The organism is Haloferax sp. DFSO52, from assembly GCF_048158745.1.
In the GTDB taxonomy this organism is placed as follows: Archaea; Halobacteriota; Halobacteria; order Halobacteriales; family Haloferacaceae; genus Haloferax.
In genome coordinates this window covers 12872-38063 of sequence record NZ_JBLOPB010000001.1, presented here as the reverse complement: position 1 = coordinate 38063, position 25192 = coordinate 12872, and the positions used below count along the sequence as shown (strand labels likewise).

The following is a 25192-nucleotide window of genomic DNA, read 5'->3' as shown; positions in this document are numbered from 1 at the left end:
GGGCGCTGGTGCCGCACAAACATCCTGGTTGTTCGTGAGCGATACCCTTTTGACACGGCATCGGTTTGTATGTAAACTGATGACGCTTGCCGCGCGCATCGAGTCCTTTCGTTCTCTCGTAGAGGAGTGGCTTCGCGGCCTCTACCACGGAATGATAACTCATCCCGCCTACGAGAAGATCGAGAAACAGGCCGAAGACGACGAAGACGCGTTCATGCTCGCGTGCTTCCCGGATGCGTTCGGGATTCCTTCGCCCGTGTCGTACTACACCGCCGAACTCCTCCCGTACCTCGAAGCCGAGTTCGAGGCGTGGGAACGGCGGATGTGGGACCGCGGGTCGCTTCTCGAACGAAAGGGGCACCAATTCCACTTCTAACATGCGCAAATTCGTATTCTTCGGCGGAAAAGGCGGCGTCGGAAAGACCACCATGTCGAGCGCGTACGCGGTAAAGTGCGCTCGTGCGGGTGTCCCGACGCTGCTCGTCTCGACAGACCCGGCGCACAGTACCCGTGACGTGTTCGACCAGGAGTTTACGGACGACCCCTCGCCAGTCGAAGACGAACCGAACCTCGACGCGATGGAGATCGACCCCGAGACGGAGGTCCGCGAACACCTGATGGAGACGAAACGAGCGCTGGGTGAGCAGGTGAGTCCCGCGATGGTCAACGAAATCGATCGGCAGATCGAGATGGCTCACCAGACGCCCGGTGCGCACGAATCTGCACTCTTCGACCGCTTCATCGACGTGATGCGCGACTCCGAGGAGTACGACAGAGTCGTCTTCGACACCTCGCCGACCGGTGGGACGCTTCGGCTTCTCTCGCTCCCAGAGTATCTCGACGGCTGGATTCAGCGACTCCTCCACAAACGAAAGCAGTCGGTCAAACTGTTCGAACGTGCGGCTATCGGCAACAACGAGCCACGACGAATGATGGACGGCGACCCGATTATCGCCCGTCTCGAACAGCGACGCGACGACTTCAACTTCGCCAAGGAGACGCTCCAGAACGACGCCGCGTTCTTCCTCGTCGTCAACCCCGACGAACTCTCGATTCGGGAGACGAAGCGAGCAGTCGAACAACTCGACACCTACGGACTCGACGTACAGGGCCTCGCAGTCAACCGATTGACGCCCGAACCTGACCCAGACGAACAGGGTCGGGGTGCGACGTTCTTGCGAGCCAGAGTCGAGACAGAACGGGAGCGACTCCGTGAGCTCCGCGAAGACCTCTCTCCGCCGCTGGTGGCCGCAATCGAGACGAGAGTCGCAGAAGTCAAAGGCGACTTCCTCGGGGAAGTCGCAGATGAAATAGAAGTCGGCGTCGAACTTACGCCGAACTAGGTGTAATCTAATTTACACAGTTGGGCCTTTTCGAGACTCCTTACTTCCATTCTTGTAGATTAGAAATCAAACATTCACAACTATCGTTAACGTTAAGGTAACCTTTTTCGTGTCTTTGGCTGGGGCAGAGTACCATGGTACAAGTTATCTGGCTGGTCGTCACCGTATTGGCGCTGTTTACTGTCGGGTATTTCGGATACTCGCGGTATCTTGCGCAATTCGTCGAACTCGACGAGGGTCGTGACACACCAGCGCACAAGTACGAAGACGGACAAGAGTATGTACCGGCGAAGAAGCCGGTCTTACTGGGGCATCACTATTCGAGTATTGCAGGCGGGGCTCCCATCGTGGGGCCAATTACGGCTGGTGTGGTGTGGGGCTGGGTCCCCGCACTCGCGTGGATTGCTATCGGAAACCCACTTCTCGGTAGTGTCCACGACTTCGTGTCGCTGTCGAGCAGTCTGCGACACGACGGAAAGTCTATCGGATACATCATCGGTGAGTACGTCGGCGAACGCGGCAAGAACATGCTGCTGTGGTTCGCGTTCCTGACCATCATTCTCGTGCTCGCGGTGTTCGCCCTCGTGACGGGCATCGTGTTCGACGCATTCCCGAGCGCGGCGACGGCGAGTTTGCTGTACATCGCACTCGCGTTCGTGTTCGGTATCTACCTGTACCAACTGAACCTCCCGTTCATCCCGGGGACGATTGCGTTCGTTGCAGGTGTGTTCGCGAGCGTCTACATCGGAATCCAGTACCCGCTCGTGCTGATTCCCGAAGGCGGAAGCACCTTCCTGCCGACGGTTATCAACGCGAACGTTTCGGCGTGGATTCCTATCATCATCATCTACGCTGCTCTCGCCAGTGCGCTGCCAGTGTGGATGCTGCTGCAGCCTCGTGACTACCTCTCGTCGTTCCTGCTCTACGCAGGTGTCGGCGGAGCACTGCTCGCAATCATCGTGGGCACGTTCCTCGGTACTGCATCGGAACCGCTTGTGGTCAACATCAGCGCGTACAACGGCTTCTGGGGTTCGACCGGCATCACGCCGCTGTTCCCCATGCTGTTCATCACCATCGCGTGTGGGACCATCAGCGGGTTCCACTCGCTGGTGTCGTCAGGGACGACCTCGAAACAGCTCAACAAGGAGACAGACGCCCGTCTTATCGGCTACGGTGGGATGATCGGTGAAGGCCTGCTCGCGACTGTCGCACTCTCGACGCTCGCAGTCGCAGGTGTCACCGCAGGTGGCGGTATCGGTCGTGCGCTTCCGAACTTCGCAGACGGTGGCGGTATCATCCTGACCGCCTTCGGCATCCCTGCTGCCTACGGTGCGCCGTTCATGGCGCTCGTGCTCGTGAGCTTCCTGCTCACCTCGACGGACACGGCCGTCCGTCTGGGTCGCTACATGCTCGAAGAAATCGTTGGCACGCCTGAGACCACGGTCGAAGAGTACGCAGTTCACCGCTACGTCAACCCGATCGTCCAGGGTGTTCCCGCGTACGTGCTCATCGCGAGTGGCTCGTGGCTCACCCTCTGGCAGCTCTTCGGCGGCGCAAACCAGCTGCTCGCGGCGCTCGCACTGACCACCGCGACTGTGTGGCTCGCGAACTGGGACGACTCCAAGCAGCTCATCTCGACGGGCGCACCGATGGCCCTCATGACGGGCATCACCACGCTCGGATTGCTCTGGGTTGCGCTTCACGACAACCTGTACGTGAAGTTCATCCAAGGTGCGGAGATGACGACCGTGCAGACACTCTCTGCCGTCGTGCAGATCGTCCTCGCACTGGTACTCGTCTACATCGGCCTCTCCATCGTGAAGATGGGGTACGACAACATCCAGAAAGTACGCGACAGTCCGGGCGCTGCCGTCACCGACGGCGGCCAGTCGGACGACTAACTCGCGAACCGGCTTTCGAAGCCTTTCTTTTGGGCCTGCTGCCGTGAGCGACAGGTGGTCGGCTCGTGAGCGTTCTCTGAGTCACTCGTGTGTTACTCCCGCGACGAGGAGCAGTGTGTCTCGTCGGAGGCGGCAACCTGTTCGAACCCAGCCGAATCGAGTGTGTCACCATCGACTGTCGCAGGAGAACCTGCCGCGGTGACGGGTGGCTTCCCGCCACCGAGACAGCCAGCAGTCACAGTCAGACAAACGATGGCCACGAAAACGAGGCGCTGCATCGCAGACTCACCGTTTGAGTCGTCGAAGAACGCGTGTCAACAGTCCGGGGGTCGGTTCGGTAGTCGGGTCTTCCCACAGGGTGAACGCACGTGCAACGTCGGCGTGTTCGCTCGCGACCACGTCCTCTTCGTCCGGTGCGACGACGACGAAGTGGACTTCGTAGTGGCCGTGATAGCCAAACTTGAGGAGTTTTCGTCTGGAGAACGACTTCACGAACGAGCGAACGTCGTCGCTGATGTGCGGTGCGACGAGGACGAAGGTGAAATCGGTGCCCTGGTGTTCTTCAGTGCCCTCGATCAACTCTGTGGCGAGTGTGTCGGCGAGGTCGACGAGTCGCTCGACTTCTGCACGCGTCGCACTGGTAGTCCGCCGAGCGAGCAGATACTCGTCCATGTAGTGGTTGGCGAAGTTGATAGACCGGTGGAGGAACTGCTTTTGCGTCTCGATGTGCATCGTCCCGAAGAGGTCGAAGTACTCGCCGCCGGCCCGGTAGTCTTTCTCCAGGTCGTAGCTGAACATCAGGCGGTCCGAGACGCGGTCGAGATACTCGTCTTCCCAGTCGGGAACGTCAACCTCAGCAGGGCCACTGCTGTCGGTTCGTCCCTCACCGCTGTTCGGTCGTTCGACGTCGCTCATCTGTCGTCTGGGTCGTACGCCTCGGCGTCACCGGAGACGGCAGGTGCGCCGATAGCGAGCAGTTCGACCGCCTTGCTCGCATCTTCGGGGTTGTGTGCCCGATGCGGGCTTCCGGGGTCTGCGACGAAGAGGCCGCCTTCCGACACTTCGAGCATCTCGTCGGGTGTCTCGACGAACAACGTGCCCGAGAGTACGTAGAACGCCTCCTGTTGTTCGGTGTGGTAGTGATACGCCAACGGAATCTGGTCGCCCGGTTCTGCCCGGAATCGGTTGAGCGCGAAGTTCTCGAGGCCGCCTTCGGTTCCGATGCGACGGAGTTCGCACGGTCGGTCTGGGGTTGGTTCTACTTCGTCCGTGTCCACGACGCGGTATCCCATGAGACGGACCACCACGTTCGTCCCTATAAGCCCGTCGCGACCATTCAGAAACCAAGATTTATTCATGATGGTTTCTAACAATGCACGTATGGCAGGCCCGAAGCGCGAGGCGTGTGGTCGTTGTTCGATAACGACTGTCGTCGATGCGACGTCTCCAGGCGAACGCGACCCGTTCGGGGACGAGAAGATAGAACTCGACGAAGCAGAACTCCGTGCAGTCTCCCCCAGCGCGTGGTTCGAAGGCGTCTCGACTCGCCTCGACAACTTCGCCCAGCGGGTTATCTACGGAAATCGCTGAATTTCACGCACGTGAGCGTGGCTCACGGAGCATTTTTATTCCCAGGCACGTAGTCCAGACAACGACATGGAAGAGAGTATCTCCGGATTCAAACGCCGGGGCTCTTGGGGCGAGGTCGTCGAACACGGTGAGCAAATCACCCGAGCGCTCCGCGATGCCGGTGTCGAGGGACGCCCGTTCGACGACTGGGACGAGTGGCGCCCGAAGTCACACGAACGGCTGGGTGAAGACGTAAACCAGAAGACTGCCAAGCAGGCCAGCGTCGGAGAGGGCGAAGGTGAAAAGAAGGGAAAGACGCCCAACGACGACCTGAAGACGGCCGGAGAGAAGCTGTCTCGCTCGTACGAAAAGGTGGAAGAAGGCGACAACGAGGGAGCCGTCGAATCGTGGCAAGACTCCATCAACTACGTCGCCCGCGCGGCAGACTCCGCCGGTCGGAAGGCGCTTCGGAAGGTCGAAGACACAGTCTACCGGAAGGTGATGACGCAACTCGCACCGTACTACTTCGACAACGAACTCATCAGTGCCAACATCCAGCAGGTGGGACGCGGGTCCGGCGACGAACAGTTCATCTTCGAAGTGAACGTCAACGACGACGACCTGAAGACACAGGTCTCGGAGACGCTTCGCGATTTCGAAGACGAAGTCGACCGCTGGCACATCGACACGGAGAAAGAAACCGAGGTTGCGGAGGCTGTCGAAGGTGTCGAGGTGCCGGTGACAGACCAGGAAGAGCGGTCCAAATCCACGACGAACTGAGCGTAGTGGAATCTGCGGTAGACTCGTCGTGGGTTTGGGAAGGAACGACGAACTGAGCGTAGTGGAATCTGCGGTAGACTCGTCGTGGGTTTGGGAAGGAACGACGAACTGAGCGCGGTGGTAGCTGCGGTAGATTTGTCAGTCCCTGATTCTGTCCTCGCCCAGCGGTTTGATTTTCGACGCGCACACCTGTCTCAGTTCGGTAATACTGATACCGCTCCTCCGTCTTGTGATAATATGGCCGAACCACTCCACATCGAGTCCGGGGAACTGACCGCGGACGAGATTCTCGACGCGCTCCGAGCGGGGCGTCGTGTCGTCGTCCGAGCCGAGATGCTCGGCGGAGTCCACGAGGTAACGCTCCGACACGACGGGTCGACGTTCTACTGCGACACGCCGACGACGCTCCACAAACACGAAGACGAAGACGGGATGCGAAAGTGTGTGTTGAAGATGGGCTATGCGAAAGACGAGTAGATACCCGTCGGCCACGGGTCTGGGTTCGGTGTCGGGCTGAATCGTATCGGTCGGTTCTCCGGTAGGTGAGGGTTTAATCCGACGGACAGCAAACAGATGTGCATGGTCGATGCACCGGATTTGGAAGATTTGATGGAGACCGACGACCCGAACTTCGGGCAGGTTCTCGCGTGTGTGTTTGGAATCCAGAGCCACGAGAGCAGAACGTATCTCGCACTGCTCGACAACCCGGGAAGCACCGTCGCAGAACTCGCAGACGTTCTCGAGCGGGACCGAAGTAACGTCAATCGCTCACTGACGACGCTTCTCGACAAGGGCCTCGCCGACAGAAAACGCCGGCTGCTCGACCCCGGCGGATACGTCTATCAGTACACGGCGACGCCGCTTCCGGACGCCAAAGAGATGATGCACGCGGCCCTAGACGAGTGGGCCGACGACGTGCACGCTCGCATCGACGCCTTCGGCGAGGCGTAGACTCGCCGCCCGATTTCACTCGCTTTCGTCTCCCGCCGACCGGCAGGTGCCGCCCAAACCCACCTGCTTTTGTCCCTCTGGTGCCACCGCCCGAGCAATGAGTCTCGAACTTACGGCACCCGCCCCCGAAGAGCCAGCGGTCGCCGACGACGGCGCATGGCTCGAATGTATCGAGTGCGGCGAGCAGTTCGCACCGTTCGACGACGTGCGGTACACCTGTGACCACTGTGACGGGCTGCTCGAAGTCAGGTATGCGTCCCCACCGACGTGGGACGACTTCGACGGCCGCGGCGTCTGGCGCTACAACGCCGCCCTCCCGTTCGAAGCAGGCGTCTCGCTCCCCGAGGGCGCGACGCCGCTGCACACCGTTCCGCGCCTCGAATCCGACATCGGCGTCGAGACGCTCCGCATCAAACACGAGGGGATGAACCCCACCGGGTCGTTCAAAGACCGCGGCATGACCGTCGGCGTTCGCGTCGCGAAGGAACTCGGCGTCGGCCGACTCGCCTGTGCATCCACCGGCAACACCTCTGCGGCACTCGCGGCCTACGGCGCTCGCGGTGGCATGGAGACGCTCGTGCTCTTGCCCGCCGGCAAAGTCGCCGCCGGGAAGATTGCACAGGCCGCGCTCCACGATGCGCGCATCCTCGAAGTCGACGGCAACTTCGACTCCTGTCTCGACATCGTTCAGAACCTCGCCGCCCGTGGCGAAGTGTATCTCCTCAACTCGCTGAACCCCTTCCGCCTCGAAGGCCAGAAGACCATCGGCCTCGAGATTCTCGAAGAGTTCCACGAGGACTACGGCACCTACCCCGACCGAATCGTCCTCCCCGTCGGCAACGCGGGCAACACTTCGGCGCTCTACAAGGCGTTCCGCGAGCTCGTCCAGTCCGGCGCGCTCGACGCCGAAGACGTGCCGAAACTGACCGGCGTGCAGGCAGAAGGTGCCGCCCCGATGGTCGAAGCCATCGAGAACGGATGGGACGAAACTCGTCGCTGGGACGAGGTCGAGACCATCGCCACCGCAATCCGCATCGGCAACCCGGTCAACGCGCCGAAGGCACTGCCCGGAATCCGCGAGACGGGTGGCACTGCTGTCGCCGTCTCCGACGAGGAAATCACCGAGGCACAGCGTGACCTCGCCGCCGAAGGTGTTGGCGTCGAACCTGCCTCTGCCGCCTCGGTCGCTGGCCTCCGAAAACTCCGTGAAGACGGAACCATCGACGAAGACGAACGAGTCGTCTGTCTCACGACCGGCCACCTGCTGAAGGACCCCGACGCAGCGTTCGAAGCAGGCAACGAACCGGAACCCGTCCCGAACGACACCGACGCGGTCCTCGAACACCTCGCAGAGTAACCGAGACACCGTCGGCCGAAATCAGACAAATCGCCCGACAACGGCCTGCCGACGACGTGTGTCGGTTGTTCGTCTGACACACTCTTTTCACGCTGTGGGACAACGTGACACACGATGTCGCTCAGTAGTCTTCCGACCGGGACCATCAGTGACGATGGGACCGGGTCGCGAACGTACCCTCCAAACAGCACGAACCCCGGCCGAACTCCTGCAGAGATCGGTCGCGCTCGGCGGAGCGCGGACGCCACTCCACCGCGGGATGTCGCGTCGATTCGGCGTGAAAACGAGGCACTTCGCCGTGCCAACACACAACTCAGAGACAAACTCGATTCGGCTACCCGAGACCAACAGGACGTCGTTGACCACTACGAACGACTGTTGGCGGAGTTTTCTCGGCAGGACGCCGTCGGAACGTCACCTCGTGGGCACACTCCTCGACCACGAGCGTCAACTCCGTCGCTCTCAGAACGAGTCGTGGCCACGATTCGTCGGAGAGGTGTCCGTCTCGCGAGGCGAGTAGCGCAGTCGCTCGGGTTTCAGTAAGAGAGGAGCGTAACTCGGTCGCCGTCTGCCCTGCTCAGAGCGTGATGGCGGCGACGTCGATGATACGGTCGTCTGCGAGGAGTTTCTCGCGGACCTCCTCTGTAATCTCGTCGTCGAGGTTGTAGACGGTGAGTGCCTCGCCGCCGGCCTTGGCGCGGCGGGCGTTGAACATCCCTGCGATGTTGACGTCGTTCTCACCGAGAACCGTCCCGATGAAGCCGATGACGCCCGGCTTGTCGTAGTTGCGGGCGACGAGCATCTGGCCGTGCGGGATGGCGTCGAGGCGGTAGCCATTGATGCGGACGATGCGTGGGTCGTCGCCGGCGAAGAGCGTCCCGGAGATGGTCATCTCTTCGTCGCCGTTGCGGACGGTGACCGTCACGAGACTCTGGAAGTCCTCCGACTGGCGGGACTTCGACTCGGTGACTTCGATGCCGCGTTCTTTCGCAATCTGCGGTGCGTTGACGGCGTTGACCTGCCATTCGAGCGGCGTGAAGACGCCTTTGAGCGCGGAGGCCGTGACGAGTTCGAGGTCTTCGGCGGCGATGTCACCGTGGTAGCTCACTTCGACTTCACCGAGTCGGCCCTCGAGGAGTTGGGCGGCAATCTTGCCGGCGGTCTCTGCGAGGCCGATGTACGGCTGGATACGCGGGAAGGCGCTCTCGTCGACGGACGGTGCGTTGAGCGCGTTCATCACGGGTTCCTCACGGAGTGCGGCGACGATCTGGTCGGCCGTCGAGACGGCGACGTTCTCCTGTGCGGCCGAGGTCGACGCACCGAGGTGCGGCGTGACGACGATGTTGTCGACGGAGAGAAGCGGGTTGTCGGGCGAGACGGGCTCGTCGGCGAACACGTCGACTGCGGCCCCGTCGAGGACGCCTGCGTCGACTGCTTCTGCGAGGGCCGCCTCGTCGACGACGCCACCGCGAGCACAGTTGATGAGATACCCGCTTCCCATCGTCTCGAGTTCGTCGGTCGAGATGAGGCCTTCCGTCTCGGAGGTCAGCGGCGTGTGGACCGTCAGGAAGTCGGCGCGGGAGAGACACTCGTCGAACCCGACGAGTTCGGCACCGAGTTGCTCGGCGCGTTCCTCACCGATGTAGGGGTCGTACGCGACGATATCCATCCCGAGGGAGTGGAACTTCTTTGCGACTTCCTGGCCGACGCGGCCGAGGCCGACGACACCGAGCGTCTTGCCGTTGACTTCGTTGCCGAGATAGTCGGACTTGGCCCACTCACCATCTTTCAGGCGGGCGTGTGCCTGTGGAATCGAGCGTGCGGCCGCGAAGCCCATCGCGACGGTGTGTTCGGCCGCCGCGCGGACGTTCCCTTCGGGCGCGTTGGCGACGATGACACCGTGTTCGGTCGCGGCGTCGATGTCGATGTTGTCGACACCGATACCAGCGCGGCCGACGATGACGAGGTTCGGTGCCGCCTCGAACACCTCGGCGGTGACCTGTGTTCCAGAGCGGACGATGAGTCCGTTCGCGTCGGAGATGGCTTCCAGCAGCGCGTCGCCTTCGACATCGTACGCAGTCTCTACCTCGTACCCAGCTTCGCGAAGCCGGTCCAGACCCGCGTCGGCAATCGGATCCGTGACGAGTACCTTCATGCGGGTAGGGACAAACTCACGCGGGTTAAGAGTTGCCACAACGGCCGATATCGTGACATTGAGAGTGTCTCACACGATTGTTCACATCTCGATTCGGTTTCACGACGGACGTGATTCTGCCGACGCGGAAGCTTTGAAACCCCACGGGAACGACGGGCACGTATGCGAATCATCGCCTTCGACTTCGACGGCACACTTTCGGACTCGGAGATGACCGTGCTCCTCGGCGAGAAGAACGGCACCGCCGCCGAGATGGCAGACATCACCGAACGCGCCATGAACGACGAGATTAGCTACGCACAGAGTCTGCGCTCGCGCGCCCGGCTCCTCGAAGGACTGGAAGAAGAACTCGCCGAGGAAGCCTACGGCGAAGTCGAACTCCGTCCCGGCGCGGCCGAACTCATCCAGCGACTCCGTGACTACGGCCACCACGTCGCCATCTTCACCGGTGGATTCAAACGCGGCGTCGAACGAGCACTGGAAAAAGAGGGCGTCGAAGTCGACGACATCGTCTCGAACCACCTGCCCGTGAAGGGTGGTCGACTCACCGGCGACGTCGAAGGCTCACTCATCGAGGGCACCAAAGACACCGCACTCGAAAATTACGCCGCCGAACACGACGTTCCGATGGACCGCACCGTCGCCGTCGGTGACGGTGCAAACGACCTGCCGATGCTCGAAGTCGCCGGCCTCTCGGTCGGATTCGTTCCGAAAGACGCAGTCCGCCCCGCCTGCGACGTCGTCGTCGCCTCTATGGACCGTCTCGGAAACGTGTTCGAGGGCTACAACATCCTCGACGCAGACGACGAGTAACCGGTCTGTTCTCTGCTAACACTTATCATATGCTACGTCGTAGAGCGAACAATGGCTATCAGTGACGTCAACACACCCGAGTTGTGGGTGGCGGGATTCGTCTTCGTGGCCCTCGCCCTCGCCGCCCAGTTCCAGGGTGTCGTTCTCTTCGATACAGCGACATTCGACATCGACAAATCGATTCCCGCTGCCGTGGCAGTGGTGGGGACGATGCTGGCGCTGTGGTGGTTGGACAGCGAGTAACCGAGCGGTAAGCGAGTTCTGAGTGCGGGAGGGAGAGTTATTCTGACGACGCTGTGTTCTCACAGACGCGAGCGTTGGTCGTTTTCCAGATAGACACGTCGCTGCCCGCGTTCTGGTTGGTGTGCTCGATTTTGATTTGAATGCCGAGACATTCGACTTCGTACTCACCGAAGTCGAACGTTTCCCACTCAGATTTTGGCTGGTCGTCGGCGCGGACGTGGAGGACGTACTCGCCGGGTTCTGTCGGCAAGTCCACGAACTCGACGCCGCCGAGCTCGCCGTTCTTGGCCGGGGAAACGTCTGCTGAGGCCCAGTACACTGGCTCACCAGCGTCGAGCAAGACGACGTGTATCGTGTGGGGTACCGGGTCGTAATTGAGTACGTCGAGTTCACCGAGTTGCGGCGTTTGCGACGACTGTTGAGACGCAGTAGTACACCCAGCGAGTCCAACTGTGAGTGCAACACCGCCTCGTCGGAGGGCGTCGCGTCGCGTCAAAGCGGGCATTCGAGATAAATTCGTAGAATTCTGATAAATACTTCTTGGTGGCGGATTCACCGCTCGGTGAGCAGTCGCAGTGAAAAATCGAGTCGAGAATCGGTGTCTGGGTTACCGATTCAGCGTGTGAATCGCTTCACCCAGTGCGTTCTCTGCGGCTTCCATGACCGCTTCGGCGAGCGTCGGGTGGGTGTGAATCGTCGAGGCGATATCTTCGAGCGTCGCACCCATCTCGATAGCGAGTGAGACTTCGGCGACGAGTTCGGACGCTTCTGGGCCGACGATTTGCGCGCCGAGCACGAATCCTGACTCGTCGTCGGCGACGATGCGGACGAAGCCATCGGCGTGGCCCGTGGTGAGGGCGCGCCCGGAGGCACGGAAGGGCATCTGTCCGACGACCGGGTCGAAGCCGGCTTCTTCTGCCTCGTCTTCGGTCATGCCGACGGTGCCGATTTCGGGGTCTGTGAAGACGGCGGCCGGGACGGCCTGACTGTCGAAAGCGACGGGTTCGCCGGCGATGTGTTCGGCGGCGACGATGCCTTCTTTCGACGCGACGTGTGCGAGCATCGGCGTGTCGGCGACGATGTCACCGACTGCGTAGATGTGCTCGACGTCGGTTCGGCGGAAGTCGTCCACGCTGAGGAAGCCTCGGTCGTCGGCTTCGAGGCCGGCGTTTTCGAGTTCCATCGTGTCGGTGACGGGTGACCGACCGACGGCGACGAGCACCTTGTCGGCGCGGTACTCGTTCTCCTCGCCGTCTTCGGTCTCCGTCGTCACCATGATGCCGTCGTCTTCTTCGCGCCACCCGCTCGCACCTTCGCCGAAGTGCATGTCGATGCCGAGCGATTCGGCGCGCTTGCGGACGACGCGGGCAACGTCGGATTCGTAGCCGGGGAGGATGTCGTCGAGCATCTCGACGACGGTTACCTCTGCACCCAGTTTGGCGAACGTCGTGGACAGTTCCATCCCGATGTAGCCACCGCCGACCACGACGAGGCGGTCCGGGACGTTGCCTGCGGCGAGGGCGTCGCGAGACGACCACACCTGTTCGGCGTCGAAGTCGAATCCGGGTATCTGGATGACGCGAGAGCCAGTGGCGATGATGCAGTGTTCGAACTCGATGGTTTCGGAACCCTGTCCTTCGCCGCCGTGGGCGATTCGAACGGCGTTTTCGTCTTTGAATCGGGCCGTTCCCGAGACCAGGTTGACGCCGTTTGCCTTACACAACTTTTCGACGCCGCCAGTCAGTTGGTCGACGACGCCGTCTTTCCAGTCGCGCAGTTGCGACATGTCGACGACAGGGTCGGCGTGGATGCCCATCTCTTCGGCGTTGCCTGCCTCGTGAGCGAGGTTCGAGCCCGTGATGAGCGCCTTCGAGGGGATACACCCGTAGTTCAGACAGGTGCCACCGTAGGCGTCTTTTTCGACGAGCGTCGTGTCGAGGCCGTTCTGTGCAGCACGGATTGCGGCGACGTATCCGCCCGGACCGGCACCGATGACGAGTACGTCGGTTCCAGTTGCGATATCTCCGACAACCATTATTCTAACACTAGCAGCTTGGGGTCTTCAAGCAGTTCCTTCACGCGATTCGTGAAGCGCGCACCCTGTGCGCCGTCGACGATGCGGTGGTCGAACGACAGCGAGAGCGTGAGCACCTTTCGGGGGACGATTTCGCCGTCGACCACGCGTGGTTTGTCCTTGATTGCGCCGAGGGCGAGAATCGCAACCTCGGGGAAGTTGATGATGGGAGTCGCGTACTCGCCACCGATTCCGCCGACGTTGGTGATGGTGAAGGTACCGCCGCGCATCTCGCTGGGCGAAATCTTGCGGGTGCGAGCCTTCTCCACCAGTTCGTTCATCTCGTCGGCAATCTGGAGCATCCCCTTTCGGTCGGCGTCGTGGACGACCGGAACCATCAGCCCGGCGTCAGTCGCGGTGGCGACGCCGATGTTGTAGTCTTCGCGGAGGACGATCTCTTCGTTCTCCTCGTCGAGTTGCGAGTTGATGTACGGGAAGTCCTTCAGGCCCGCGATGACCGCCTTCATCACGAACGGCATGAAGCTGAGTTTCGTGTCGCGTTCTTCGGCGACGGGCTTGAGTTGCGAGCGCAGTTCGACGAGTTCCGTCACGTCCACTTCGTCGTGGTGGGTGACGTGCGGTGCGGTGTATTTCGACCGCTGCATCTGGTCGCCGATGGCCTTTCGAACGCCCTTGTAGGGGACGCGCTCGCCAGCGACGGGTCCAGCCTCGGCGGCCGATGCGTCGGCCGTCGCAGTGCCTGCTCCGGGTTCGGCGGCGACCGCTTCGGCGTCTGCGGCCTGCGCTTCGCGCTGCGCGTCGGCGTACTCGGCGACTGCCTCGGGCGTGACGAACGCGCTTCCTTCGCGCATCTCTGTCGCGGGGACGGCGTCGATGTTGACGCCCTTTTCTTTGGCCAGCGCGCGGGTCGCGGGCGCGGCGAGCGTCCGGTCGCGGTCGGCGCTTTCGGCCGGTGCGGCGGTTCCGTCGTCGCGCTTGGCCGTCGCGGACTGCCCGTTGACTTCGATGTCTCGTGGGCCGTCTGTTGCCTCCGCTTCGTCTTCGTCTGCTTCGGCGGCAGCGCGAACGTCGCCTTCGGTCACGCGTCCGCTCGGACCGCTTCCGTCGACGGACGAGAGGCTCACACCGAGTTCACGGGCGAGGCGTCGGACACTCGGGGAGGCGAAGACGCGACCACCGGTATCGCCTGTCTCTTCGGCGGCTGGTTCGGCTTCGGATTCCGCCTCGGCTTCAGCCGCTGGCTCTGCTGCTGCCGCTTCGGCCTCGTCGTCCTCGCCATCCTCCTGAATGGTGATGATGACGTTGCCGACGGGGACGATTTCGCCTTCTTCGGCGAACAGCTCGTTCACCGTTCCGTTGAACGGCGAGGGAACGTCGACGAGCGCTTTGTCCGTCTCGACCTCTGCGAGTACCTGGTCTTCGGTCACTTCGTCGCCGGGTGCGACGTGCCACGTTACGAGTTCGCCTTCTGCGACGCCTTCACCGACGTCGGGGAGTTTGAATTCCTTGAGTGCCATTGTTCAGAAGTTCACCGTCTCTCGAATTCCGTCTTCGATGCGAGCGACCGACGGGAGGTAGTAGTCTTCCAGTGCGTACAGCGGGTACGGAACGTCGTATCCTGCGACGCGCTTTACCGGTGCCTCTTGGTAGAGGAGTGCTTCTTCCTGGACGATAGCCGTGATTTCGCCGCCGAGGCCACCGGTCTTCGGTGCCTCGTGGACGACGACTGCGCGGCCGGTCTTCTTGAACGACTCGACGACTGCCTCGCGGTCGAGCGGCGAGATGGTTCGCAGGTCGATGACTTCGACGTCGATACCCTCTTCTTCGAGGTTCTCGGCCGCTTCGAGCGTCGGGCGCGTCATCGCGCCGTAGGTAAACACCGACACGTCTGACCCTTCGCGGCGGACGGCGGCCTCTCCGAGCGGGACCGTGTACTCCTCTTCGGGAACCTCACCGCGGAATGCGCGGTAGATGAGTTTGGGTTCGAGGAAGATGACCGGGTCGGGGTCGCGAATCGCGGAGATGAGCAGTCCCTTGGTGTCGTACGGCGTCGAGGGGATAACGACCTTCAGGCCCGCCTCGTGCGCGTAGAACATCTCCTTGGACTCGGAGTGCGACTCGGGTGCGCGAATGCCGCCGCCGTAGGGGGCACGCAGGACCATCGGGAGCGTGTATCGCCCGCGAGTGCGGGTACGAAACCGCGCCATGTGGCTGACGATTTGGTCGAATCCGGGGTACATGAACCCGGAGAACTGAATCTCCGGAACCGGCTTGAGCCCCATCGCGGCCATCCCGACGGCCGTGCCGATGATGCCTGATTCTGCGAGCGGCGTGTCGATGACTCGGTCGTCGCCGAACTCGTTCCAGAGGCCTTCGGTGGCGCGGAAGACGCCGCCGTTCTTCCCGACGTCTTCGCCCATGACCAACACCTCGTCGTCGAGGTTCATTTCGGTGTAGAGACCGTCCCGTACCGCCTGTACGATGGTTAGATTCTGTGAACTCATTCTCGGAGGAACCCTTCGTCGCCGATTTTCTCACGGAGTGCTTCGAACTCCTCGTACTGTGCTTGAATCTCCGGGGTTCGCTGCTCGTAGGCGTAGTCGAACATGTCGCCGGGTTCCGGCCGTGGGTCGGACTCTGCGGCGTCGATGGCGTCTGCCACCTGCTGTTTGATCTCTGCCTCGATGGCTTCGATTTTCTCGTCGTCGAGTCGCCCCGTCTCGCGCAGGAATTTCTCCAGACGCGGGATGGGGTCTTTGGCCTTCCACTTCTCGACTTCGTCGTCGTCGCGGTAGACTGTCGGGTCGTCGGCGGTCGTGTGTGCACCGAACCGGTACTGAACCGCCTCGATGAGTGTGGGTCGGCCTTCGCCTTCGACGGGGTTCTTGGCTTTCTCCAGTGCTGCTTTCGTCACAGAGTAGACGGCCAGCGGGTCCATGCCGTCGACCTGAACGCCGTCGATTCCGTACGCGGTCGCCTTCTGTGCGATGGTCTCCGAACGCGTCTGTCGTTCGCGCGGGACGGAAATCGCCCACTGGTTGTTGTTACAGAAGAAGACGTTCGGCGTGTCGAAGACGCCCGCGAAGTTGAGTCCGACGTGGAAGTCGCCTTCGGAGGTTGCGCCGTCACCGAAGTAACAGAGGACCGCTTTGTCCGTCTCGTCACGAAGTTTGAACGACCATCCGACGCCCGTCGCGTGCGGAATCTGCGAGGCAATCGGAACTGCCGGGGGGAGGAGATTCACGTCCTCTGGCACCTCGTTGCCCTTCTCGTGGCCCATCCAGTACAGTAACGTGTTTTTGAGGGGGAGACCACGGAGCAACGCCGCGCCGTGTTCGCGGTAACTGGGGACCATCCAGTCGTCTTCTGCGAGTGCGATGGCGCTGCCGATCTGTGCGCCTTCCTGTCCCGACAGCGGTGGATAGGTCCCCATCCGACCCTGTCGCTGGAGGCTCACTGCCCGTGTGTCGAAGTGTCGGGCAAGTCGCATGTGACGGTACATATCGACGAGTGTCTCGTCATCGATGTCGGGGACCTCACCGACGACGGTCCCGTCCTCATCGAGCACTCGTACCTGGTCCTGTGGGTCACGCTGAAGCACGCTCACGGGAGAACCCTCCTGTTCATGGAAAAATCGACTCCCGCTGGCGTTATATTGTTTTCGTATATAATTTACTTTGGTTCGGAATATTGCGATACAGACTGTGCTATGTAAACTCACGCTGCCCAAAATTGGACATTTTGACTTCTAAACGATTCTTCCTGAAGGTCATTAGTGAGAACCCGCGTTTGACCGAGAAATAATCGGAAATCTCCACAAAGTTTCAGGATACGACCCGGTGGGAACCCCCTCGAACGTGACGGAAGAAAAACAGCTCTCTGGGTGTCGTCGTCGCGTGTGTTACTGGCCGGCGGCGGCGCGCGCGGCCTGCCGGGCTTCTTCGACACTCGACCCCTCACGGAGGAGGGCATCGACGAACAGTTCGCCCGCTTTGTACGACGACCGGACCATCGGGCCGGACGCACAGTAGAGGAAGTCGAGTTCCTCTTCGGCGACCTGTTGCCACGTGTCGAACACGTCGGGGTGAACGTACTCGAACACGTCGAGGTGGGTTCGCGACGGCTGGAGATACTGCCCGAACGTCACGATATCGACGTCGGCCTCGCGGAGGTCCGAGAGCGTTTGATAGACTTCGTGGGCGTGTTCGCCGAGGCCGAGCATGATGGAGGTCTTGGTGTGGATATCCGAGTTGTCCTCGACATACTGCAGGACCGACAGCGACTGTTCGTACCCCGCACGTCGGTCACGAATCGGCCACTGGAGCCGTTCGACCGTCTCGATGTTGTGGGCGATAACGTCCGGGCCGGCGTCGATTATCTGCTGGACGAGTTCGGGTTCGCCCTGGAAGTCGGGAATCAACACTTCGACGAGGACGCCCGGGTCGCGGCGTTTAATCTCGCGAATCGTCTGTGCGAAGTGATTGGCACCCTGGTCGGGCAAATCGTCGCGGTCGACCGAGGTCAACACGACGTAGTCGAGGCCGATTTCGGCGACTGCGTCTGCGACGTTCGTCGGTTCGTCGGGGTCGAGCGGTTCCATCCCGCCAGTCGTCACGTCACAGAAGTTGCAGCCGCGGGAACACCGGTCGCCCATGAGCATGAACGTCGCCGTCCCGGGGCCGTTCCGACCACTCCAACACTCGCCGAGGTTCGGACAGTTCGCCTCCTCACAGACCGTGTTGAGGTTTCGCTCTCGGAGGCTGGCTTTGATGTCGGTGAAGCGCCGGCCTGATGGCGGTCGCATCTTCAACCAATCTGGCTTCCGCCGCGTGCGCATGCCCAATTCTTACGAGGCGACAGCCAAAAACGTGAGCATTACCCCGGCTGTCGGTCAAATGGCTGACAGAACAGGCTGGACCAAAACCGCAGGACAACCGACGCAACGATGGGTTGTCCCGTGCTACCACGTGTTGTTCAAAATCGGTCGAATGACCAGTACCATCACGAAAAACAAAACGTCTGGTTCAAATTCATCACGACTTTCCATCAATGTGTATGTAAAACCGTGTTAGATTTATCAGAGAACTGAAAAACTTATATTCGAGTAAATATTTTAGGATAGTGTATGAACTGGAAACACCGCCGCAACCTGTCGAAGGCTGAATCGAAGAAGTCCGAAGCCACCGCAGGTACGAACTGGTCGTTCATCGCCGCACTCGCCGTCGCGGCGTAAGCGACGAATCGACCGGTATCGTCCCTGAACGGTCCCCACGCCGCAGTTTTTTGAATATTCGCCCGCCGAGCGCCGCCGCCGGATGGAGAAACGCCTTTGCCTCCGGACGACTCGGCTACCTGTATGACCCTCGTCTTCGCCTCGCTCTCGGTTTCTGTCTCGACACGGAGGTGCCCCCGGTGAAAGTCGCCGAGGCGGTCCCCGAATTCGCCGACGCGTTCGGGTTCGAGGAGTTCAACCGGATGCAACGTGAGGCGCTTCCCGGTATCCTCGATTCCGACCACAACGTGGTCGCGTCGGCACCGACCGCCAGCGGGAAGACGGCGCTCGCGGAACTCGCCATCTGCAAGACGCTTCGCGATGGCGGGACGGCGCTGTTTATCGCCCCGCTTCGAGCGTTGACCACCGAGAAAGAGTCTGAGTGGGAACGGTTCGAGAGCCTCGGCTACTCAGTCTACGTCGTCACCGGCGAACGCGACCTGAACCCGCGCCGCGCCGCACGCGCGGACATCCTCGTGATGACGCCAGAGAAGACGGACTCGGCCACCCGCAAGCACGATTCGGCACGCTACTCGTTCATCGAGAACGTCGACTGCGTCGTCATCGACGAAGTCCACCTGCTGGACTCTGAGACGCGCGGCGGCGTCCTCGAAGTCACCGTCTCGCGGATGCGACGACTGTGTGACCCACGAATCGTGGCGCTGTCGGCGACGATGCCGAACATCGACGACGTGGCGGCGTGGCTCGACGCACCGCCCGAGACCACCTTCGAATTCGGTGACGACTACCGACCCGTTGACCTCCACGCGGGCGTCAAGACCTACACACACGGCGAGAACTCCTTTGCGGACAAATACCGCCGTCTCTACCGCGCGTTCGACCTCGCCGAACCGCACATTCGCGACGGCGGCCAGTCGCTCGTCTTCGTCTCCTCTCGGCAAGACGCAGTTCGCGCCGCCGCGAAAGCGCGCGACGAACTCGCCAAGCGAGACGTTCCAATCGGTGCTCGTGGCGACTACGACTTCCACAACGAAGCGAAAGAACTCAGCAACGACTCGCTCCGAAACGGCGTCTTAGACGGCGTCGGCTTCCACCACGCTGGCCTCGCTCGGGACGACAGAGAAGCGGTCGAGGAGTGGTTCAAAGAAGGGAAGATTCAACTGCTGTTTTCCACGTCGACGCTGGCGTGGGGTGTGAACCTCCCTGCGCGGTGTGTCGTCATCCGCGACACGAAACACCACGACCCACTCGAAGGCGAAGTCGATATCTCGCCGCTCGACATCCTCCAGATGCTCGGCCGCGCCGGCCGCCCCGGCTACGACGACGTTGGCTACGGCTGGGTCGTCTGCGACCACGCGGACAAGAACAAGTACCGTCGCCTCCTCCGCGAGGGCAAGGAAATCGAGTCGCGTCTGGACGAAGATCTCGACGCCCACCTCAACGCCGAAATCGCGATGGGGACGATTCGCGACCTCGACGACGTCATGTCGTGGCTGGAGACGACGTTCTACTATCGGCGGGCGCAGTCTGCCCCGAGCGACTACGACTTCGGCGGCCTCCGGTCTCGCGTCCGCGACGTGCTCGACCGACTCGTCTCTCGCGGATTCGTCGAGATGGACGACGACCTCTCTATCGACGCGACCGCACTGGGCCGACTCACCTCGAAATACTACCTGCGACTCGGGACTGCGACCCGGTTTTCCACGCTCGCTACCCGCGACCGAATTACGGCCGACGGCATCCTCGAAGCGGTCGCCGGCGCGGCCGATTTCCGGCAGGTCTCTGCCCGGCAGTCGGAAGTTGAGGCCGTGAATTCGGTGCTCGCGGGCGTCTCGACCGAACTCGAAGACGGCCCGCGAAAGGTGCTGGCGATTCTCCACGCGAGTATGGCCAACTCGACGCCGAGCGAACTCCGGAGCGACGCGTGGGTCATCCGCCAGAACGCGCTCCGACTGCTCTCGGCACTCCGTGAGTTCCTCGACACCTTCGCGGACGCCCGCGCGGCCAACCTCGCTCGACGCGTCGAAGCACGCGTCGAAAACGGTGTCAGCAGCGATGCCGCGGCACTCACGGCGGTCGATGGAATCGGCCCACGTCGTGCCCGCACGCTCGCAACGGGTGGTCTCTCGTCGCCCGCTGAGGTGGTCGATGCCGGCGTGAAGGAACTCACGCGTGCTGGGCTCACGGCGGGCGTGGCCGAACGCGTCGTCGAGAGCGCGAAGAACCTCCCTGCACCCGAAATCGACTGGGGTGCGTTCCCCGAGACGGTCACTCGCGGCGAGAGCAACATGCACGATATTCGCGTGACCAACCCCACGGGCGGCGGGTCGGTCGGCATCCGCGTCACCGTCAACGGCGTCGAGATGTCGGCAAAAGAGTGCTATCTCGCAGACGAAGTCGTAGTTCCCGTGGGCGTCTTCGGTGCGACGGACGACGAACTCGAGTTCGCTGTCGAGGTGACGTTCCCCGACCTTCCACTCCTCCCGATACGGGAGACGAAGACGGTTCGAGTCGAATAGTCGCTCCCGGTTTTCGTTCTCAGTTTTCGCCGAGCAACGCGGCCCGAAGTTCCTCGGGACCGTCCACGATTTCGTCGGCCTGCGAGAGGTCTAACTCGGCGTTCTGCTCGCCGCGATAGGCGATGGTGTGCGCACCCGACCGGGCGGCGGATTCGATGCCGTTGACCGAGTCTTCGACCACGATGCAGTCTTCGGGCGCGACGCCGAGTTTCTCCGCCGCCGCCTCGTAGATGTGTGGTTCGGGTTTGCCGGGGTCGTCGATGTCGTCGGCGGAGAGGACGAGGTCCAGTGGGTCGAGGCCGAATCGCTCGCGAACGACCGAAATCCAGTCTTGCGGGGCCGACGAGACGATCGCGATTTTCTTGCCCGCCGCACGGAGGTCGGTGAAGAGTTCTTCTGCGCCGTCCATCAGGACGACCTTCTCGCCGTAGAGGTCCTCTGCGTTCTCGTGGTACGCCGCGATGAACTCGTCTTTCGTGACGGTGGTCCCGTACTGTTCGTCGAGGTAGTCGTATATCTCGCGGAAGTTCATCCCCGTAATCTCTTCGTGGGCGGGGTCGCCCGATTCGATGGCCTCCGCGAAGACCCAGTCGTCTTCGAATGCGTGCCAGTACTGTTCGGAGTCGACGAGCACTCCGTCCATGTCGAACAACACGACGTTTGCGTCCATGCGGTGACCTGTGTCGCGGCGGACAAATGCCTTCGTGCCGCGGCAGTGGTCTTTGGCGTCTTCGTCTTTCGCTATGAACCTTCGCGCGAAAGTTCAAGTCCGATTCCGGGGCCACGCCCGCCCATGGAATCTATCCGCGTCTTTGCCGGAGATTGCACCATCCGCTTCGAAGGCTCTCGTGACCGTGTCCAGCGCGGGCGCGTCGTCGTCGTGGTCAAACCCGACCGTACCGTCCTCGTTCACGACATCTCCGGCTACCAACCCGTCGCGTGGTTGACTCGGGCCGACTCGCTGACCGTCGAATCCGGCCCGAGTTCGTTCGGACTCGTCGCCCGTGCCGGCGACCAGGTACTCACCGTCGAATCGCACGACTCGGCCCGTCGATCGGAGTATCCCGCGAGTGAAGCGGGCATTCCAGTCGGGAATCATCCCGACACCGGCGAACCGCTCGTTCGAACCGGCGGGTCGGTCGTCGGCCTCGACTCGGGCGTCGAATTCTCGCTTCCCGCGGGCGCGACCGTCCTCGACTCGACGTGTGACGACTGTGGCCTCCCGACGATGCGCGTCGAACGCGGGGCCGTGTTCGACGTGTGTATCGACTGGAAGTGCGACCCGCTCGACGACCACGTGACCGACCGATTCGACGGCGAGTGGGCCTGTCCCGACTGCGGGTCACCGCTTCGAATCATCCGTCGCGGTGGTCGGTTGCTCGCCGGCTGCGACTCGTATCCCGAGTGTGAGACGGCGTTTTCGCTTCCAGCGGGTGTCGTCGTGGACGACTGCGAGTGTGGTCTGCCGATATTCGAGACGAGTCGCGGACGGCGGTGTCTCGACTCGACGTGTGCGTTCGCATGAGTCGTCGGTACCGAGGATGCCACTGGTCGCGTCGATGGCGACACCCGGGCGTTCGGCCCGTCCGCATCGCAGACCCTTTGTCGTCGCCCGCCCCCGATTCGTGTATGCAAGGACGCCTCGAAGACGGTGTCGTCCACCTCCCGGGCGACGCCCGACAGCGGTTTCACGACTCGCGAGGGTACGGGAAACCCACCGGCGGCAACGACCTCGACGTCGCGCCTGTCGAGGCCGCACACCTGCTCTCGCGCGGCGATATCGACGGCGTCGATGGGATGGGTCTGCGCGAACTCCTCGCGCGAACCGGCACCACCCTCGACTTCGTCGTCTACAAAGACCTGCGTGACCGGGGATTCTATCTCTCGCCCGCACGCGAGGAGTGGCCCGGCGTCGACGACGCAGACGGCGCGGATTTCCTCGTCTACCCGCGCGGCAAGGGCCCGTGGGACGGCGTCGTCGAATACCGAATGCGCGTCGTCGGGGAACGTGAGTCGATTCCCGTCTCGTCGCTCGGTGAGATCGTCGAGCAAAGCTCGGCGGCCCGCCGGACTTCGTCCGGCGAAGTTGTCCTCGCCATCGTGGACGAAGACGGCGATTTGACCTACTTCGACACGGAGGGTTACGAACCTGCGGGGTCGGCCATCGAGGACCTCCCATCCGGCCTCGATGCCGAACTCCTCTCGGACCGCGCGCTCCTGTGGGATGGCGTGGACCACCTCTACAGACAGGGATTCTATGGCCAGCGACTCTACGGCCGCAACGCCGACAGCGGACCGCTCCAGTTGTCGCTCCTCGAAGCGGCATACCTCGCTCGCCGCGACGCACTCGACATCACCGAGTCGGATGTCGTCGCTTGCGGCCGCGACGTCGAAGGCGACCGATTCGACCGACGGCTCGCGGTCTACACGGCACTCCGCGAAACTGGAACGGTCCCGAAGAGCGGGTTCAAGTTCGGCTCTGACTTCCGCGTCTACACCGATTTCGAGACGGTTTCGAACCTCTCGCACTCCGAATTCCTCGTGCGCGTGGTCACACCCGACCACACGTTCGTCCCGCGTGACCTCTCGCTGGACGTTCGCCTCGCCGGCGGTGTCCGCAAGCGAATGGTTTTTGCGCTGACCGACGCCAAGGGAGAGATAGACTGGCTTTCGGTCAGTCGGCTCACGCCATGACAGACGACGAACCCGCGGAGCACATCCGCACCGATGGAGGGACAGCAGAGGGAGCCAACGAAGTCGCCCTCGACCCGTGGGGCTCGTCGACCATCGCCGACTACCGGAAACTGTTCGAGGAGTTCGGCATCGAGGAGTTCGACGACGTGCTCGACGAAGTGCCGAACCCACACTATCTGATGCGCCGCGGCGTCATCTTCGGCCACCGCGACTACCGACCGGTCCTCGACGCCATGCGCGACGGCGACGATTTCGCCGTCCTCTCTGGGTTCATGCCGACGGGCGACCCCCACATCGGCCACAAACTCGTCTTCGACGAGATAATCTGGCATCAACAGCAGGGTGGCGACGCCTACGGCCTCATCGCCGACATGGAAGCACACTCTGCTCGCGGCATCCCGTGGGACGAAATCAACGAACACAGTCGCGACTACCTGCTGTCGCTCATCGCCCTCGGATTCGACACCGAGGCGGGCGAACTCTACCGACAGTCGGACAACGACCGCCTCCAGCGACTCGCGTTCGAACTCGGCGGGAAGGCCAACTACTCGGAGTTCGAGGGCATCTACGGATTCGACGGCGAGACCAACATCTCGCACATGCAGTCGGTCGTCACGCAGATGGCCGACATCCTCTACCCGCAGTTGGACGACCCGAAACCGACGGTCATCCCGGTCGGCCCCGACCAGGACCCGCACGTTCGGTTCGCCCGTGACCTCGCCACGCGGATGCGCTTCTTCAAAGTGACAGAGTCGTTCGCGTCGTTCGAACTCACGGACACCGAGCGTCCGGTCGTCGCCGCCGCGTACGACGCCCGCGAGGAGTACGCCGAGGACGCCGACGTGCCGCGCTGTGGAGAGGCCGCCGAGTGGGTCGCCGACGCCAACCTCGACGCCGCCGGCCTGCTCGTCAGCGAGTCGGTTCGCAACTCGGCCGTCGAGAAACTCAAAAACGCCGGGATGGAACCGCTCCGCCCCCGCATCCGATTCTTCGCCCGACAGGCGACCGACGAGGCGTTCGAGGCGCTCATCGAGGAAATCGACGGTGAGAAACGCCGCTACGAACAGCACATCGACGCCTTCGAGATCGACATCGCGGACGCGGAGGACCTCGCCCGCGAAGTCGAGGCCCACCACGGCGGCTACGGCTTCATCCCGCCGTCTTCGATTTACCACCGCTTCATGACTGGCCTCACGGGTGGCAAGATGTCCTCGTCGATTCCGGCGAGTCACATCTCGCTCCTCGACGACCCGGAAGACGGCTACAACAAGGTCAAATCCGCGACGACCGGCGGTCGCGACACCGCCGAGGAACAGCGTCGTCTCGGCGGTGAGGCCGACAAATGCCCCGTCTACGAACTCTACGCGTACTTGCTCACCGCCGACGACGACGAGTACGCCAAGCGGGTGTACGACGAGTGTGTCGGTGGCGAGCGACTCTGCGGCGGGTGCAAAGAGGAGGCCGCGACGCTGATGCGCGAGTTCCTCGAAGACCATCAGGAAAAACGCGAAGAGGCCGAAGAGATTCTCGACTCGCTCGATATCGACCTAGACACAGAACGGCGGGGAATAGCAGCTGAGCACTAGCGAAGCTGCTGCT

26 protein-coding genes are annotated in these 25192 nt (G+C 62.2%); 15 read left to right on the top strand and 11 right to left on the bottom strand.

All coding sequences use genetic code 11. The features are described from left to right. Positions 1-79: 79 nt before the first annotated feature. The 3 genes from ACK3SC_RS00180 to ACK3SC_RS00170 all read left to right on the top strand — a co-directional run bounded on the left by ACK3SC_RS00180 (position 80) and on the right by ACK3SC_RS00170 (position 3244). Positions 80-376 (top strand): hypothetical protein, encoded by a 297-nt coding sequence (locus ACK3SC_RS00180; RefSeq protein ID WP_416838105.1) that lies wholly within the window; start codon positions 80-82, stop codon positions 374-376. Between the two features lies 1 nt (position 377). Further along, on the top strand, positions 378-1343 hold the full coding sequence (locus ACK3SC_RS00175; protein WP_416838103.1) for an ArsA family ATPase: 966 nt from the start codon (positions 378-380) through the stop codon (positions 1341-1343). A 134-nt stretch (positions 1344-1477) separates the two neighbouring features. Beyond that, complete coding sequence (locus ACK3SC_RS00170) at positions 1478-3244, top strand: carbon starvation protein A (RefSeq protein WP_416838102.1); 1767 nt, start codon at positions 1478-1480, stop codon at positions 3242-3244. A gap of 92 nt (positions 3245-3336) precedes the next feature. Here the strand turns inward: ACK3SC_RS00170 and ACK3SC_RS00165 are convergent, their stop codons facing one another. From ACK3SC_RS00165 to ACK3SC_RS00155, 3 genes are read right to left on the bottom strand one after another with little or no spacing between them, the layout of a single operon-like run. Beyond that, positions 3337-3522, bottom strand: coding sequence for a hypothetical protein (locus ACK3SC_RS00165; protein ID WP_416838100.1), 186 nt, complete (start codon positions 3520-3522; stop codon positions 3337-3339). Positions 3523-3529: 7 nt separating this feature from the next. Continuing rightward, entirely contained in the window at positions 3530-4159 is a 630-nt protein-coding gene (locus tag ACK3SC_RS00160; protein WP_416838098.1) for a hypothetical protein, read from the bottom strand. Next, positions 4156-4536, bottom strand: a complete 381-nt coding sequence (locus ACK3SC_RS00155) for a cupin domain-containing protein (RefSeq protein WP_416838097.1) — start codon at positions 4534-4536, stop codon at positions 4156-4158. The genes ACK3SC_RS00160 and ACK3SC_RS00155 overlap by 4 nt, the downstream gene beginning before the upstream one ends. A gap of 88 nt (positions 4537-4624) precedes the next feature. Between ACK3SC_RS00155 and ACK3SC_RS00150 the strand changes: the two genes are divergently transcribed. The 6 genes from ACK3SC_RS00150 (at position 4625) to ACK3SC_RS00125 (ending at position 8444) form a co-directional block, all read left to right on the top strand. After that, complete coding sequence (locus ACK3SC_RS00150; RefSeq protein ID WP_416838096.1) at positions 4625-4834, top strand: hypothetical protein; 210 nt, start codon at positions 4625-4627, stop codon at positions 4832-4834. A gap of 66 nt (positions 4835-4900) precedes the next feature. Continuing rightward, positions 4901-5593 (top strand): DUF5828 family protein, encoded by a 693-nt coding sequence (locus ACK3SC_RS00145; protein ID WP_416838095.1) that lies wholly within the window; start codon positions 4901-4903, stop codon positions 5591-5593. Positions 5594-5830: 237 nt separating this feature from the next. Continuing rightward, complete coding sequence (locus ACK3SC_RS00140) at positions 5831-6070, top strand: hypothetical protein (RefSeq protein WP_416838094.1); 240 nt, start codon at positions 5831-5833, stop codon at positions 6068-6070. Positions 6071-6172: 102 nt separating this feature from the next. Beyond that, on the top strand, positions 6173-6544 hold the full coding sequence (locus tag ACK3SC_RS00135) for a helix-turn-helix domain-containing protein (RefSeq protein ID WP_416838093.1): 372 nt from the start codon (positions 6173-6175) through the stop codon (positions 6542-6544). Positions 6545-6641: 97 nt separating this feature from the next. Then, a complete protein-coding gene (thrC, locus tag ACK3SC_RS00130; protein WP_416838092.1) occupies positions 6642-7901 on the top strand; it encodes a threonine synthase in 1260 nt (419 codons plus the stop codon). Positions 7902-8015: 114 nt separating this feature from the next. Continuing rightward, complete coding sequence (locus tag ACK3SC_RS00125) at positions 8016-8444, top strand: hypothetical protein (protein WP_416838091.1); 429 nt, start codon at positions 8016-8018, stop codon at positions 8442-8444. Between the two features lie 34 nt (positions 8445-8478). Here ACK3SC_RS00125 and serA read toward each other — a convergent pair whose 3' ends face one another. Further along, positions 8479-10056: a phosphoglycerate dehydrogenase gene (gene serA, locus ACK3SC_RS00120; RefSeq protein WP_416838090.1), complete on the bottom strand. Its 1578-nt coding sequence runs from the start codon at positions 10054-10056 to the stop codon at positions 8479-8481. Between the two features lie 162 nt (positions 10057-10218). Between serA and serB the strand changes: the two genes are divergently transcribed. Next, positions 10219-10869: a phosphoserine phosphatase SerB gene (gene serB, locus ACK3SC_RS00115; protein ID WP_416838088.1), complete on the top strand. Its 651-nt coding sequence runs from the start codon at positions 10219-10221 to the stop codon at positions 10867-10869. A gap of 51 nt (positions 10870-10920) precedes the next feature. Beyond that, entirely contained in the window at positions 10921-11112 is a 192-nt protein-coding gene (locus ACK3SC_RS00110) for a hypothetical protein (protein WP_416838087.1), read from the top strand. 37 nt (positions 11113-11149) lie between these two features. Here the strand turns inward: ACK3SC_RS00110 and ACK3SC_RS00105 are convergent, their stop codons facing one another. The 6 genes from ACK3SC_RS00105 to lipA all read right to left on the bottom strand — a co-directional run bounded on the left by ACK3SC_RS00105 (position 11150) and on the right by lipA (position 17984). Next, a complete protein-coding gene (locus ACK3SC_RS00105; protein ID WP_416838086.1) occupies positions 11150-11617 on the bottom strand; it encodes a hypothetical protein in 468 nt (155 codons plus the stop codon). 102 nt (positions 11618-11719) lie between these two features. Continuing rightward, positions 11720-13147 carry a dihydrolipoyl dehydrogenase gene (gene lpdA, locus ACK3SC_RS00100; protein WP_416838085.1) on the bottom strand — a complete coding sequence of 476 codons (1428 nt, stop codon included), beginning with the start codon at positions 13145-13147 and terminating at the stop codon, positions 11720-11722. After that, entirely contained in the window at positions 13147-14664 is a 1518-nt protein-coding gene (locus ACK3SC_RS00095; RefSeq protein ID WP_416838084.1) for a dihydrolipoamide acetyltransferase family protein, read from the bottom strand. The genes lpdA and ACK3SC_RS00095 overlap by 1 nt, the downstream gene beginning before the upstream one ends. 3 nt (positions 14665-14667) lie before the next feature. After that, positions 14668-15651 (bottom strand): alpha-ketoacid dehydrogenase subunit beta, encoded by a 984-nt coding sequence (locus tag ACK3SC_RS00090; RefSeq protein ID WP_416838083.1) that lies wholly within the window; start codon positions 15649-15651, stop codon positions 14668-14670. Further along, on the bottom strand, positions 15648-16754 hold the full coding sequence (gene pdhA, locus ACK3SC_RS00085; RefSeq protein WP_416838082.1) for a pyruvate dehydrogenase (acetyl-transferring) E1 component subunit alpha: 1107 nt from the start codon (positions 16752-16754) through the stop codon (positions 15648-15650). The genes ACK3SC_RS00090 and pdhA overlap by 4 nt, the downstream gene beginning before the upstream one ends. Positions 16755-17048: 294 nt before the next feature. Beyond that, positions 17049-17984 (bottom strand): lipoyl synthase, encoded by a 936-nt coding sequence (gene lipA / locus ACK3SC_RS00080; RefSeq protein ID WP_416838081.1) that lies wholly within the window; start codon positions 17982-17984, stop codon positions 17049-17051. 575 nt (positions 17985-18559) lie between these two features. On the opposite strand from lipA, the gene ACK3SC_RS00075 reads away from it, so the two are divergent. Continuing rightward, positions 18560-20899 carry a DEAD/DEAH box helicase gene (locus ACK3SC_RS00075; protein ID WP_416838080.1) on the top strand — a complete coding sequence of 780 codons (2340 nt, stop codon included), beginning with the start codon at positions 18560-18562 and terminating at the stop codon, positions 20897-20899. A 19-nt stretch (positions 20900-20918) separates the two neighbouring features. Here ACK3SC_RS00075 and ACK3SC_RS00070 read toward each other — a convergent pair whose 3' ends face one another. Beyond that, positions 20919-21569 carry an HAD family hydrolase gene (locus tag ACK3SC_RS00070; RefSeq protein WP_416838079.1) on the bottom strand — a complete coding sequence of 217 codons (651 nt, stop codon included), beginning with the start codon at positions 21567-21569 and terminating at the stop codon, positions 20919-20921. 123 nt (positions 21570-21692) lie between these two features. On the opposite strand from ACK3SC_RS00070, the gene ACK3SC_RS00065 reads away from it, so the two are divergent. The 3 genes from ACK3SC_RS00065 to ACK3SC_RS00055 all read left to right on the top strand — a co-directional run bounded on the left by ACK3SC_RS00065 (position 21693) and on the right by ACK3SC_RS00055 (position 25179). Further along, positions 21693-22424, top strand: a complete 732-nt coding sequence (locus tag ACK3SC_RS00065) for a DUF91 domain-containing protein (protein WP_416838078.1) — start codon at positions 21693-21695, stop codon at positions 22422-22424. 104 nt (positions 22425-22528) lie between these two features. Beyond that, positions 22529-23593, top strand: coding sequence for a tRNA-intron lyase (gene endA / locus ACK3SC_RS00060; protein ID WP_416838077.1), 1065 nt, complete (start codon positions 22529-22531; stop codon positions 23591-23593). Then, the gene (locus ACK3SC_RS00055) at positions 23590-25179 is read left to right on the top strand and encodes a tryptophan--tRNA ligase (RefSeq protein ID WP_416838076.1); all 1590 of its coding nucleotides are present in this window, start codon (positions 23590-23592) and stop codon (positions 25177-25179) included. Before endA ends, ACK3SC_RS00055 begins: the two co-directional genes overlap by 4 nt. Positions 25180-25192 lie beyond the last annotated feature (13 nt).

What these genes read in the sequence shown, in the direction of transcription:
- ACK3SC_RS00055 (WP_416838076.1), top strand. Translation starts at nt 23,590, where the DNA reads ATGACAGACGACGAACCCGCGGAGCACATCCGCACCGATGGAGGGACA.
- ACK3SC_RS00125 (WP_416838091.1), top strand. Translation starts at nt 8,016, where the DNA reads ATGTCGCTCAGTAGTCTTCCGACCGGGACCATCAGTGACGATGGGACC.
- ACK3SC_RS00070 (WP_416838079.1), bottom strand. Translation starts at nt 21,569, where the DNA reads ATGGACGCAAACGTCGTGTTGTTCGACATGGACGGAGTGCTCGTCGAC.
- ACK3SC_RS00180 (WP_416838105.1), top strand. Translation starts at nt 80, where the DNA reads ATGACGCTTGCCGCGCGCATCGAGTCCTTTCGTTCTCTCGTAGAGGAG.
- endA (WP_416838077.1), top strand. Translation starts at nt 22,529, where the DNA reads ATGCAAGGACGCCTCGAAGACGGTGTCGTCCACCTCCCGGGCGACGCC.
- ACK3SC_RS00135 (WP_416838093.1), top strand. Translation starts at nt 6,173, where the DNA reads ATGGTCGATGCACCGGATTTGGAAGATTTGATGGAGACCGACGACCCG.
- ACK3SC_RS00165 (WP_416838100.1), bottom strand. Translation starts at nt 3,522, where the DNA reads ATGCAGCGCCTCGTTTTCGTGGCCATCGTTTGTCTGACTGTGACTGCT.
- ACK3SC_RS00160 (WP_416838098.1), bottom strand. Translation starts at nt 4,159, where the DNA reads ATGAGCGACGTCGAACGACCGAACAGCGGTGAGGGACGAACCGACAGC.
- lpdA (WP_416838085.1), bottom strand. Translation starts at nt 13,147, where the DNA reads ATGGTTGTCGGAGATATCGCAACTGGAACCGACGTACTCGTCATCGGT.
- ACK3SC_RS00105 (WP_416838086.1), bottom strand. Translation starts at nt 11,617, where the DNA reads ATGCCCGCTTTGACGCGACGCGACGCCCTCCGACGAGGCGGTGTTGCA.
- thrC (WP_416838092.1), top strand. Translation starts at nt 6,642, where the DNA reads ATGAGTCTCGAACTTACGGCACCCGCCCCCGAAGAGCCAGCGGTCGCC.
- ACK3SC_RS00155 (WP_416838097.1), bottom strand. Translation starts at nt 4,536, where the DNA reads ATGGGATACCGCGTCGTGGACACGGACGAAGTAGAACCAACCCCAGAC.
- ACK3SC_RS00140 (WP_416838094.1), top strand. Translation starts at nt 5,831, where the DNA reads ATGGCCGAACCACTCCACATCGAGTCCGGGGAACTGACCGCGGACGAG.
- ACK3SC_RS00065 (WP_416838078.1), top strand. Translation starts at nt 21,693, where the DNA reads ATGGAATCTATCCGCGTCTTTGCCGGAGATTGCACCATCCGCTTCGAA.
- ACK3SC_RS00175 (WP_416838103.1), top strand. Translation starts at nt 378, where the DNA reads ATGCGCAAATTCGTATTCTTCGGCGGAAAAGGCGGCGTCGGAAAGACC.
- ACK3SC_RS00110 (WP_416838087.1), top strand. Translation starts at nt 10,921, where the DNA reads ATGGCTATCAGTGACGTCAACACACCCGAGTTGTGGGTGGCGGGATTC.
- ACK3SC_RS00170 (WP_416838102.1), top strand. Translation starts at nt 1,478, where the DNA reads ATGGTACAAGTTATCTGGCTGGTCGTCACCGTATTGGCGCTGTTTACT.
- lipA (WP_416838081.1), bottom strand. Translation starts at nt 17,984, where the DNA reads ATGCGCACGCGGCGGAAGCCAGATTGGTTGAAGATGCGACCGCCATCA.
- serA (WP_416838090.1), bottom strand. Translation starts at nt 10,056, where the DNA reads ATGAAGGTACTCGTCACGGATCCGATTGCCGACGCGGGTCTGGACCGG.
- ACK3SC_RS00150 (WP_416838096.1), top strand. Translation starts at nt 4,625, where the DNA reads ATGGCAGGCCCGAAGCGCGAGGCGTGTGGTCGTTGTTCGATAACGACT.
- ACK3SC_RS00095 (WP_416838084.1), bottom strand. Translation starts at nt 14,664, where the DNA reads ATGGCACTCAAGGAATTCAAACTCCCCGACGTCGGTGAAGGCGTCGCA.
- serB (WP_416838088.1), top strand. Translation starts at nt 10,219, where the DNA reads ATGCGAATCATCGCCTTCGACTTCGACGGCACACTTTCGGACTCGGAG.
- ACK3SC_RS00145 (WP_416838095.1), top strand. Translation starts at nt 4,901, where the DNA reads ATGGAAGAGAGTATCTCCGGATTCAAACGCCGGGGCTCTTGGGGCGAG.
- ACK3SC_RS00090 (WP_416838083.1), bottom strand. Translation starts at nt 15,651, where the DNA reads ATGAGTTCACAGAATCTAACCATCGTACAGGCGGTACGGGACGGTCTC.